Genomic DNA, 11,439 nt, shown 5'->3' with positions numbered 1-11,439 from the left:
CTGTGTGTGCCCTCCGCCCCGCCGGGGGCGGAAGGCCAGTCTGTTGGGATCAGCCTTCGCCGGGTCCCTTGCAGTCGATGATCTGTTCCATCGTGTAGTCAGTCCATCCGGGAACCGTCACGGAAACGGGCCATTCAGGATCCAGATTAGGATTCTGAGCGGCCTTGATCGTTTCGCGGCCAGCATCTGTGGCGTTTTCCCAAAGCACGGGGTCGACAAGGACAGTGTTACTGTCAGGGGCCTCACCGTTCAGGATGTCGACGGCCAAAGCGATGCCCGCACCGCCAACCGAGCCGGGGTTTGTCACCGCTGCGCCATTCAATCCCTCAACCTCGGTCAGGTATTGAACAAAGCCCGCATTGTCCGCTCCGACGATCGGTACCAAAGGTGCGCCGGATTCCGTAAAGGCGTCGACGATTACATTGTCGATGCCGCTGGTCCAGACACCGTCAAACGGGATGCCCGTGGCAAGGAAATCAAAGATCTGTTGCTTGCCCTGGTCCTGCTGCCATCCGGTGAAAACCTCGTGCACCACGTTGATCTCGGGATGTTCAGCCAGTGCGCGCTTAAAGCCATTGTCGCGGTCCGTATCCGCCGAAACCCCGGCGATACCGCGCATGTAAACGACGTCACCTTTCCCGCCGAGCTGCTCGAACAGCCACTTGGCACCAAGGTAGGCGTATTCTTCCTGATTGTTCGACAGAATGTACGCGCCGTCAGCCGAAACGCCGGCATCCACGGCCACAACGACAATGTCTTGCGCCATTGCCTTTTCAAGCGCCGAGTTCAAGGCGTCAGGATTGGATGGGTTCAGGACAATCGCGTCAACACCTGCTTCGATCAGGTTGTTGATGTCTTCCAGTTGCCCGGCAGAATCCGTGTTGCGATGCGCAACGATCAGGTTTGTGACATCGGCTTCAACCAATGCCTGCGCACGCATGGCGCAGATCATCTGTTCACGCCACCCGTTACCCTGAACGGTGTTGGACACGCCTATGGTGTATTGCTTGTGCCCGTCCGCAATCGCCACAGTTGCAAGAGAAGCAGATACTGCAATCGCAGCAACTCCGTATAGTAGGTTTTTCATTTCGTTTTCCTCCCAGTTTTCAATCGGTTCACGTTTGATGTTGTTTCATTTGATGAATGGCGACAGGACATCCCGGGCCAGCAGGAACCCCCGCTTGACCTTTTCGTCCGTGCCTTCGAACAGCCTGTCTTCATGCTCGATGATGATGGGACCGTCGTATCCGACGCGGTAAAGTCCGGAAAAGAAGCCAGACCAGTCCACGTCACCCAGCCCGCAAAGCCGGGGGACTTGCCACCCCATGCCGGTTGACATCACCCCGTTCTCATACAGCCCGTCCTGATCAACCATCACATCCTTGGCGTGGACATGGGCCATGTGAGGGCCGAACTCCTTGATAAAACGCGTCTGATCGATGAATTGCCAAATCAGATGCGAAGGATCGAAATTCATGCCAACCGCATCGCCCCACTGCTCGAAAATCCGTCGCCAGATCTTGGGCGAATAGGCGATGTTGTGACCCCCGGGCCATTCGTCATAGCTGAAGATCATCGGGCAGTTCTCAAAACACAGGCGCACGCCAGAGCTTTGCGCGTGCTTGACGATCGGATCGAAGATTTCGGTCGCGCGTTCCCAGTTCGCGTCGAGGTTCAGCGTCCGGAGACCGCCCACGAATGTGTTGACGACGTTGATGCCCATCACCCCGGCAGCGGTGATGACCTTCATGAGGTGCCCGATAACTTCTGCCCGATGATCCGCATCGGCATGGAGTGGGTTGGGGTAGTATCCCAGACCGGAAATCTCGATCCCATGACTGCCAAGTTCCGCGATAATCTCATTTCCCTGATCTGCAGAAAGGCCGTCCACGTTGATGTGGCTGGTTCCCGCATAGCGCCGTTGCTCGCCGCCTGATGCAGGCCAGCAGGCGACCTCCATCGCTGAAAACCCATTGGCACCGGCCCAGGCCGCCACATCGGCCAGTTGAGAGTCTTCGAATGGTGCAGTCAGTAAGCCCAGTTTCATGTCATCGCCCTCAAATCTCGCTCAAATCCACCCAGCGGCTTTCTTTTGCCGATTTCACGACGGCATCGCAGAACCGCATCTCGTAATGGCCGTCCTCGAATGTGGCCCATGTGCTGCCTTGCTGACGCCCGCCTGCGATGACATCGCCATAGACGGCCCGAAAAAAGTTGAAGAAGGAATCCGCGAAGCCCTCGACATGTCCGGGTGGCAATGTGGCGGCGGCAACCCCGGGGCCGTTCATCAATGTAAAATCGCGCATCAGGGTCTGGTTCGGCGCGTCGCGGTGCCCAATGAACAGATGGTCAGGAGTTTCGCTGTCCCAGGCGGCGCTGGCCTTCGCCCCGGCGATATCCCATTGCAATGAGTTCTTTCGACCCATGTTCACCTGAGATGTGCTCATCACACCGCGTGCGCCGTTTTCATAACGGATGAGGATCATCGCCGCGTCGTCGGTATCTATGGGCACAGTTTCGGTTTCGCCGGTTCCGCTGGAAAACGTCTCGACCGAGCCGAGAGGTTTCTGGCGTTCCGGAATGAAGGTTGTCAGCTCTGCAAAGACGGAAGCAGCTTTCAACCCGGTGACGAAACTTGTCAGATCAACCCAGTGCGTTCCAATGTCACCGACTGAACGCAGCGCTCCGCCCATTTCGCTTTCCAGCCGCCAGTTCCAGTCATCTGATTTTGCCAGCCAGTCCTGGTGGTAATGCCCTGTTATGAAACGAATATCACCAAGATCGCCTGTTTGAGCCATGCCATGAGCCTGCTGGTTCAGCGGGTAAAACCGGATGTTGTAACAAACCGCCGCGACCTTTCCCGACGCATTGGCCAGGTCCACCATTTCAGCGCTTTCGGCGGACGTCATGGCAAGGGGCTTCTCGCAGATGACGTGTTTGCCTGCCGCCAGGATCGACTTCACCTGCGGATAATGTGCGTGGTTCGGGGTCGTTACGTGCACCACATCGACGCTTTCATCCGCCAGCAGGTCGTCCAGAGATTTGTAGGCGTGCGTCACGCTGATCGCTCGCGCCCGGTCCCGACCGCGCTCCGGCGATGATCCAAGAACGCCTCTTACGCCCACGCCCAGACGCCGAAGGGCCTGAGCGTGCACCGTTCCAATGAATCCGGTCCCGATCACTGCCGCGCCAATTTTTGCGAAGTCACTCATCGTGTGCTCCTGTCAAACAACCGAATACCCTCCGTCCACGGTGAGGCATGTGCCGGTCACAAAAGCCGCGGCATCTGACGCAAGAAACATGGCTGAGCCTGCGATATCTTCCGGTTGACCCCAGCGCGCCAACGGTGTGCGGGCTTCGATCGCTTTTGTGAAATTTGCATCTTCCCTCGCCCGGGCCGATTGTTCGGTCACGATGAACCCCGGTGCGATCGCATTCACCCGAATACCGTCCTTGGCCCAGGCGATTGCCAGCGACTTTGTCAGTTGTTCCACACCGGCTTTTGACGCGCCGTAGGCCGGGTTTTGCGGTGAACCAAATCGCGCATACATCGAGGCCACATTGATGACGCGTCCTTTTGCGGCCGAAAGGGCAGGGTGCAACGCCTCGGCGCAGCGAAACGACCCGGTCAGATTGACGTCCAGCACGTGTGAGAAAAAGTCGGGCGCCATCTCCTCGCCGCGTCGTGTGATCGCGGCACAATTGATCAGCACATCAATATGGTTCCGTGCTCCAGCGAATTTGTAGACTTCGTCCGTGTTGGTTACATCCAACTGGCTGTAGCCAAACCGGGTTGCGTCCTCTTCGATGCAATCCGGTTCCACGCCGGTAATTTCCACTTCGGCGCCCGCGTCCTGAAATGCTTTGGCAACAGCTGCGCCAATACCGCCCCGGCTGGCGCCAATCACCAGGACCTTTGCCCCGGTAAAGTCGAAGGAGGTCTTCGAAGTCATCAAAGAGCCCGGCTTCTGCTGCTTTTGAATTCGGATGCCATCACTTCCCTCAATCGGCGAGTTTCCTATGCAATCGATTACATTTTCGAAAAAACCTGCTTTTCAAAAGCTGTAATCGATTACATAATCGGCATCACAATAGATTCGAGTCAAGCTGGAAATTTTCTGACTGGTCATGAACAAGAAGCCCAAACCCGCCACGATACAGGATGTTGCCCGTTCCGCGATGGTGTCTACGGCCACGGTCAGTCGTGTTTTGTCCAATCCTGGTCTGGTGTCGGAAACAACGCGTTTGGCAGTGCAGGAAGCCATTCATGAGACAGGCTACCGGGTCAACCAGGCCGCCAGAAACCTGCGAATGCAAAGGGCGGGTGCTGTACTGATCCTGGTCCCCAATCTTGGCAAGCCTTTCTACTCGGGCATCTTGGCAGGTATTAGCGAGGGGTTTGCCGGATCGGACTATGCAGTTCTGATTGCTGATACAGAAAGCAATCCATTGCAGGATGAAACTCTTGCCGGGTACTTTCGGGACGGCCGGATCGACGGTGCAATTTCGTTGGACGGCGGGATATCGTCGGCCGCGTTGCAGCAATGCATCAGGTACGGGGCGGGTGACCGCATTGTCTTTTTGTGTGAATGGGTCGAGGGCGCGTCCTTTCCGGTGATTTCCAGTGATAACGCCGAAGGTGCGCGATTGGCGATCAGGCATCTGCATGATTTGGGCCACAAGAAAATCGCGCATGTGACCGGCCCCGACGGGAATGTTCTGACAACGGCCCGGCGTGAGGGCATGGTCGAAGAACGGACGCGCCTGAGACTTCCAGCGCGGCCCGAGTGGATCATCAGGGGCGATTTCTCGCTGGAATCCGGACATGAGGCCGCCAGAAGAATACTCGCGATGGATGACCGCCCAACGGCTGTATTCTGCGCGGCGGACATGGTTGCCTTTGGGTTGATCTCCGGGCTGGTCGCAGGCGGGCTGAAGGTGCCCGAAGACATTTCGGTTGTCGGTTTTGACGATATCGAAATGTCAGGTTCTTACGTTCCCGCGCTGACAACAATCCGACAAGACCGGCATCAACTGGGACGCCGTGCAGCCGAGGTGTTGCTGGGCCAGTTGGCGAATACAAGCCGGAACCTTCCGACAAAAACGGCAGTCTCCGTGGAACTTGTCACGCGGGCGAGCACAGCGCCGCCCAGTTGACGGGCCAAAATTCGAGGCGACTTTGCTATGGTCAAGGAAGCCGCGTACGAACTGCCATGAGCGATGAAGAGAGGGGATATGAGTAAGTCGACCGCATCCACTGGCTCGGATTTCGCTGTTCAGGACTATTCCCTGACTGGTACGAGTACGCGCCAGGCGATAGAGGCCGGTCTGTCGGCCGCCGAGTGGTATCATAGCGAGGTTCCCCGAAAGAAGCTGAAGTCCCTAATGAAGCGTCGGGATGCGCCTGCCATGCGTGACACAGTGATCTGGATCGCCTTGCATTTTGTATTTGCGGCTGGCGGGCTTTACTTTTGGGGTAGCTGGCTTTGCGTGCCTTTCTGGTTTGCTTACGGGGTTGTGTACGGTTCGGCCTGCGACAGCCGTTGGCACGAATGTGGTCACGGAACAGCGTTTCGAACCCGGTGGATGAACGATGTCGTGTACCACATCGCGTCCTTCCAGATCATGCGAAACCCGGTCAATTGGCGCTGGAGCCACGCGCGGCATCACACCGATACACTTATTGTTGGCCGCGATCCCGAGATAACGTGGATGCATCCGATCAACCTGATCCTTAAGACGCTTGCATTTGTAGGGATTGTCGAGACCTGGACTTCGCTCAAAGTTCTGATGCGAAATGCCATGGGGAACCTGTCGCAGGAAGAGCGGGACTACATTCCGGAAAGCCAGTGGCCGAAAGCAGTATTCTGGGCACGGGTTCACGTCGCATTCTACGCCGCTGTTTTATTGGTTTCATTGGTATTGTTTGTCTCTGGGGCAGCTTGGAAGTCCCTGATCCCGATACTCCTGATCGGCGGGCCCCGGGTCTATGGATGCTGGCATTTTGTTATGACGGGGCTGCTTCAGCATGGAGGATTGGCCGAGAACGTTCTTGATCACCGGTTGAATTCCCGAACGCTCTACATGAACCCGATCAGCCGTTGGGTTTACTGGAACATGAATTACCACATCGAGCATCATATGTTCCCGATGGTGCCATATTACTCACTTCCAGCGCTTCATGAGTTGATCAAGGATGACCTGCCGCCGCCGAATACCTCGATTTGGGATGGCTACAAAGAAATGATGGGCTCCGTCATGAAGCAACGCATTGATCCGAACTATGCAATTCGAAAAACACTTCCAACGACGGCGCGACCTTATCGAGAGCATTTGCACATGGCTGTTCCCGAGCGAAAAACGGAAACTGTAAGCGGCGACCGGGAGGGAGTGTAATGCCTTGGTTCGACGCTTGCGCCGTAGACGATGTTAACGAAGAGGACGTCATTCGTTGGGATCACGAGGGCCGTACATACGCAATTTTCCGTAGTCAGGATAATGAGTTCTACTGCACTGACGGTCTCTGTACACACGAACAGGTGCACTTATCGGACGGCCTGGTTATGGATTATGAGATCGAGTGCCCCAAGCACAACGGGCTATTCGACTACCGCTCGGGCAAAGCTCTACGAGCGCCTGCATGTGAAGACCTTCGCACCCACGAAACCAAAGTGGAACATGGTCGTGTGATGGTTCTGGTGGAATGATGGTTTGGGTGAGGTATCAATTGTGATCAACCTGTCCGCTACTGGTATCCGGCTTTCCTTCGATTTGCAGTTGGGGTTGATCGAGAGCTTTTGCGTAAATGACGGCGGTACCGAGATCTCGCCGCTGCATCGCGCACCTTGGGTCGGAACGGGAGAAGCCATGCCCGAGGGTATTGCGCCTCATCTGGAAAAGCTCGGTGGTGATTTTTTCTGCGCGCCTTTCGGGGCAACCGAGGGCGCGTCGCCGCTGCATGGATGGCCGCCCAATTCACGCTGGGTATTGAAGGAAAAGACCGAAAACTACTTACGAGCCGAGCTCGAAAAAACGGTCTATGGGGCAAGGCTGCAGAAAGAGATCACACTGCGCCCGGGGCATCCATTTGTCTATCAGCGTCATACGTTCATTGGTGGCGACGGGTTGGTGCCGGTAGCCAATCACGCGAACGTATCTTTGCCAAATGGCGGGATCATTCAAACCTCTCGAAAGCAGTGTTGGAGAACACCTCAGACCCCGCTGGAAGTTGATCCGTCATTGGGCCATTCAGCGCTAAAATACCCGGCTGAAAGTGATACTTTGACGTCTTTCCGTGGTATGGGAGACAACTTGGATCTGTCAAATTACCCGTGGTCTGCAAAGAGCGAAGATTTTGTCGTTGGACTGGAGCCCCCTGAAGTGAAACTGGGGTGGACTGCGATTATTCGCCCTGAGGAAAGTGACATTTTCCTGTCACTCAAATCGGCACAGGCTTTGCCGATGACAATGTTGTGGCATTCCAACGGAGGTCGTTACTATGCTCCGTGGTCGGGCAGGCACTTCGCCTGCCTTGGGGTCGAGGAGGGGGCTGCGTCGACCGTTCTGGGCGCTGATGAAAACGGTTTTCCCAAAGGTCGTGGAGTCATTCAACTGGATCCCGACGGCCAAGTTGAGATTAGTCATGTCGTCGGCGCGTTTCGTTGGCGTGATGGGGGTGGGGTGAGCGCCATTGAGACCGGGAAAGACCAACTCCTGATCCGAAATACGAAGAACGAGGAGTTCCTTCTGCCGTTTGACCCGCAAGCACTCGGCATTTGATTGGACTAAAGCTGCGCATCCACACAATTGATGCACGACATCAAAGGCGCCACTCAATGCTTCACTCTCTAAGTCTGCTTCATCCGCATTGCGGCGAGCCGGCCTTTTTGACCGAGCGTCCGCACTGATCCCTAAAGGCCTTGCACTGGTCCGGCATGAGGCTTTGCGCTCGACCATCCAGAAACTCGCCAGAGTTCGGACGGTATAGATGGCAAGACAGTGGACCACGATTGCCAGAATAAGGCACGAAGATTACAGCGATTATTTCTTATCTATTTTGGGGTGTTAGGGTGGTGAGTTAAAGCCAGCGCAGGCAAAGCTCTCTGAATGCAGACCCAGATCGAACTGCTGCGACAGGTTACGCCCATCACTGCCGGTCAAGTTGACGTTGCTGCGAAGGTTGTCGACCGTGCGTTGGATGCAGTGCGCTTTGGTCGGGCAGTTGGCTATCCGCAAATGTCTGACTTCACTGGGGCGAAAACGGAGGATGCAAACCCTACGCGTCTATTGCGATGTGTGGCAGTCGGGTTCTGCCAGCGAATGTCGGCTGACCAGCCTTGTATTGATGCAGATTGAATGGCCTTCCGATTTGCCCTCAACCATTGCAGTCAATTCACGCGCGGCCTTGCGACCCATTTCCCGGTGGGGAACATGTACGGTCGTCAAGGCCGGGCTGACGATCTCCGCCAATTCTATGTCATCGAAACCCGTTACTGAAACTTGTTCCGGCACCTGTATTCCAAGTCGTCGGGCCTCGCACAGGGCACCTGCGGCCAGAACATCGTTGCCGCACATGACCACTGTTGGTCTTGGGGTGAGGGCCATCAGTTGCCGAAAGGCTTCAGCGCCCTTGTCAATTTCGTAAGTGGTTTCGATCAAGGTCAAGGCATCGGCGTCGAGGTTGCTCTCTGACATGGCCTGCCTGACACCTTCGACGCGGTTTTGCGCCCGATCGTTTCCTTTTGTCTTGCCCGAAATCATGGCGATCCGCTGGTGTCCTGCCGCAATCACGGTTCGCGCCAGTTCCCCCATAGCATCCTTGTTGCTGAAACCGACGGACGGCCGCTTGACGTCCGGGTCATAGGACCAGGCAACAAGTGATGGAACCTGGTGGCGCTCCAGATACTCATAAATGTCTGCTTCACGCTCATGTCCGATAAGAAGCAACCCGTCCGCACCGCGGGCGACAAGCGTGCGGATCTGCTCTCTCTCCACCTCGGGGTCGTAAGCGGAACTGGATACCAGAAGGGTATATCCGCTTTCACGAAGCTGGTCCTGAAACTCCTGCAATCCGCGGGCGAAGATTGCGTTGTCCATTGTGGGAATAATCGCACCGATGGTGAAGCTGCGATTCGCTGCCATAACGCGGGCTGCAAAATTCGGCGTATAGCCCAACGATTCGACCGCTTGCATGACCCGATGCCGGGTTTGCTCGATTACCCGTTCCGGCGAATTCAGGCATCGCGACACAGTGGCGGTCGAAACGCCTGCCGCCTTTGCAACGTCGTTAAGTGTCGGAGCTGAACGGGTTTTTCCCATGCGGAGCCTGCTGTTGCTTTGGCACCGTCATACCACAAAAAACCGGTCTTGCCATCTGTTGATGTAAGCGCTTGCATTATTAATGTAAGCGCTTACAAATAGAGTTGAGAAAACAATCCGGGGTTTTGCGATGTTCCTTTGGGCTGCTGCTGTCGTCTTTGCCGTATTTTTCACAAATGTGGCGCTGGGCGCATTTGGAGGTGGCGGATTCCTGGGGGATGTCGGTGAGATGCTGGTTCTGTTTGCTGCCTCGATCCTGTTCGTGGCGGCCATTCTCAAGCGAGAGGCTGACCAAGAAAACAACAACGGCAGCTGACGGATTCAATGGGAGGAAGAAAATGACGAATGGCAAGGATGGCCTCAAATCTGCTGAGCGCCGGAATTTTCTGAAGCTGGCTTCAACTGGCTCGTTCACAGCGGCGGTGGTGGCCGGAGCTGGCGGCGTATTGTGGTCTTCGGAGGCCGCAGCGCAAACCGCCAAAGAAGAGAAAGAACGCGAGAATGCAGCCGAGCATGTGATGACCGTCGCCACGGCTTACGTACTGGGCGCATCGCGCAGTTATCCGATCATGCAGCTGGATCTGAAGGAAAATATCCAGAACGCGACCAACGGCAAGATCTACGTCAAGCTGGCCCCCGGTGGGCAGTTGGGTGCGGGAGGCGCGCTGGTTCAGAAGGTTCAGGGCGGCACAATTCAGGCAGCACAGCATTCGCTGTCGAACTTTGCGCCTTTTGCCTCGACCGTCGATCTGATCAACATGCCGTATCTGTGCGGCTCGAACCAGCGGTTCACCAATCTGGTGCATTCCGACACTTGGAAGAACGAAGTGCATCCCAAGGTCGAAGCCGCCGGATTCAAGGCCCTGTTCTACGTTGTGATTGATCCAAGGGTTGTCGCTGTGCGTCAGGGCGGAAACGCCATTCTTACCCCGTCGGACATGAGCGGTGTGAAGTTCCGCGTGCCGGGCTCGAAGATGCTGCAGCAATACTATCGGATGGTCGGTGCCAACCCGACACCTGTCGCATGGGGCGAGACGCCATCGGCGATCAAGCAGGGTGTGGCCGATGCGCTGGATCCGTCGGTCGGTGCGTTGTATGTCTTTGGCTTCAAGGACATTCTCAGCAACGTCACCTTCACGCAGGCCGTGCCGGACAGTCAGGTCTATTCCTGTAATCTGGAATGGTTCAATTCACTGCCATCCGATGTGCAGGAGGGGATCATGTGGGGGTCGGAAATGACCAGCCACCAGAACCTGTCCAAAGTACCGTCGGCACGAGCCTATGCCATGGCGGAACTGAACAAGGCAGGCGTGCAATTCCATTCGCTGTCCGATGATCAACTGGCCGAGTGGAAGGATGCCGGTGGCTACCAGCGTTCGGAATGGGATCCGTTCAAGACCGAACTTGCAGGCTCGATGGACAATTTCGAAAAACTGGTCGAGGCGGCTGGAACGCAGGGCAAGTACTACGTCCACGACGCATAAGATCCGACGGGCGAGGGGGGGCTGACCTCTCTCGCCCGTTTTACCACGTGCAACCAGATGGCGGCGGTCCAAGCGGACCGGCAGGTCTAATGTTGCCAGGGACCGGGGCCGGAAATGACCATATTGCAAAAAATTGACCGAGACGCCGAGCGCTGGCTGCTACTGGTGTTCTACGTGATGCTAGTCATCACCATGGCGATCGAGGTGTTGCGGCGGGAAGTGTTCGCCTTTTCCTCGATCTGGGGCGAAGAGATCGTCCGCTACTCCTTCATTTATCTCGCCTGGATCGGCGCGGCGGCGGCCGTCAAGGAGCGCGCCCATATCCGCATCGACGTGATCATGCATTATCTCGGGCCACGCCCCAAGGCGGCTTTGTACATCTTCGGCGATTTGGTGATGTTCGTGGTGGCCGTTATCGCGCTTTACTGGTCATATGAGGCGGTTCACGTCTCGGCCAAGTTCGGTTCGGTCACGGACGGGCTACGGGTGTCCAAGGTCTGGTTCCTGATGGCTGTACCGACCGGATTTGCGCTGATGATATGGCGCCTGATCCAATCCCTTTTGCGCGACCTGAAATCCCTTCGCGACGGCACGCCCGTCTTCGAAGGCGACAAGCTGTTTGACTGAGGAGAACTCG

The 11,439-nt window shown here is 56.3% G+C and carries 12 protein-coding genes; 7 read left to right on the top strand and 5 right to left on the bottom strand.

The genetic code is table 11. From position 1 onward, the window contains the following. Positions 1-49 precede the first annotated feature (49 nt). From ACR1XU_RS11710 to ACR1XU_RS11695, 4 genes are read right to left on the bottom strand one after another with little or no spacing between them, the layout of a single operon-like run. On the bottom strand, positions 50-1,087 hold the full coding sequence (locus tag ACR1XU_RS11710) for an ABC transporter substrate-binding protein (protein ID WP_170614580.1): 1,038 nt from the start codon (positions 1,085-1,087) through the stop codon (positions 50-52). A 45-nt stretch (positions 1,088-1,132) separates the two neighbouring features. After that, positions 1,133-2,047 (bottom strand): sugar phosphate isomerase/epimerase family protein, encoded by a 915-nt coding sequence (locus ACR1XU_RS11705; RefSeq protein WP_480905006.1) that lies wholly within the window; start codon positions 2,045-2,047, stop codon positions 1,133-1,135. A gap of 10 nt (positions 2,048-2,057) precedes the next feature. Beyond that, positions 2,058-3,212: a Gfo/Idh/MocA family protein gene (locus ACR1XU_RS11700; protein WP_480905003.1), complete on the bottom strand. Its 1,155-nt coding sequence runs from the start codon at positions 3,210-3,212 to the stop codon at positions 2,058-2,060. A gap of 12 nt (positions 3,213-3,224) precedes the next feature. Then, positions 3,225-3,953 (bottom strand): SDR family NAD(P)-dependent oxidoreductase, encoded by a 729-nt coding sequence (locus ACR1XU_RS11695; protein ID WP_480904999.1) that lies wholly within the window; start codon positions 3,951-3,953, stop codon positions 3,225-3,227. 175 nt (positions 3,954-4,128) lie between these two features. Between ACR1XU_RS11695 and ACR1XU_RS11690 the strand changes: the two genes are divergently transcribed. From ACR1XU_RS11690 to ACR1XU_RS11675, 4 genes are all read left to right on the top strand, one after another. Continuing rightward, the gene (locus tag ACR1XU_RS11690; RefSeq protein WP_480904996.1) at positions 4,129-5,157 is read left to right on the top strand and encodes a LacI family DNA-binding transcriptional regulator; all 1,029 of its coding nucleotides are present in this window, start codon (positions 4,129-4,131) and stop codon (positions 5,155-5,157) included. A gap of 78 nt (positions 5,158-5,235) precedes the next feature. Beyond that, positions 5,236-6,396, top strand: coding sequence for a fatty acid desaturase family protein (locus tag ACR1XU_RS11685; protein WP_480904993.1), 1,161 nt, complete (start codon positions 5,236-5,238; stop codon positions 6,394-6,396). Continuing rightward, positions 6,396-6,707: a MocE family 2Fe-2S type ferredoxin gene (locus tag ACR1XU_RS11680; protein ID WP_480904990.1), complete on the top strand. Its 312-nt coding sequence runs from the start codon at positions 6,396-6,398 to the stop codon at positions 6,705-6,707. Before ACR1XU_RS11685 ends, ACR1XU_RS11680 begins: the two co-directional genes overlap by 1 nt. 4 nt (positions 6,708-6,711) lie before the next feature. Beyond that, the gene (locus ACR1XU_RS11675; RefSeq protein WP_480915609.1) at positions 6,712-7,779 is read left to right on the top strand and encodes a hypothetical protein; all 1,068 of its coding nucleotides are present in this window, start codon (positions 6,712-6,714) and stop codon (positions 7,777-7,779) included. A gap of 504 nt (positions 7,780-8,283) precedes the next feature. Here ACR1XU_RS11675 and ACR1XU_RS11670 read toward each other — a convergent pair. Beyond that, a complete protein-coding gene (locus ACR1XU_RS11670; RefSeq protein WP_480904984.1) occupies positions 8,284-9,318 on the bottom strand; it encodes a LacI family DNA-binding transcriptional regulator in 1,035 nt (344 codons plus the stop codon). Between the two features lie 130 nt (positions 9,319-9,448). On the opposite strand from ACR1XU_RS11670, the gene ACR1XU_RS11665 reads away from it, so the two are divergent. From ACR1XU_RS11665 to ACR1XU_RS11655, 3 genes are all read left to right on the top strand, one after another. After that, the gene (locus ACR1XU_RS11665; protein WP_170614589.1) at positions 9,449-9,634 is read left to right on the top strand and encodes a hypothetical protein; all 186 of its coding nucleotides are present in this window, start codon (positions 9,449-9,451) and stop codon (positions 9,632-9,634) included. Positions 9,635-9,656: 22 nt separating this feature from the next. After that, positions 9,657-10,802, top strand: a complete 1,146-nt coding sequence (locus ACR1XU_RS11660) for a TRAP transporter substrate-binding protein (protein ID WP_170614590.1) — start codon at positions 9,657-9,659, stop codon at positions 10,800-10,802. Between the two features lie 114 nt (positions 10,803-10,916). Continuing rightward, a complete protein-coding gene (locus ACR1XU_RS11655; protein ID WP_170614591.1) occupies positions 10,917-11,429 on the top strand; it encodes a TRAP transporter small permease in 513 nt (170 codons plus the stop codon). Positions 11,430-11,439 lie beyond the last annotated feature (10 nt).

It is taken from the genome of Ruegeria sp. D1(2025), assembly GCF_056536425.1.
This window is presented reverse-complemented; position numbering and strand designations above follow the sequence as displayed.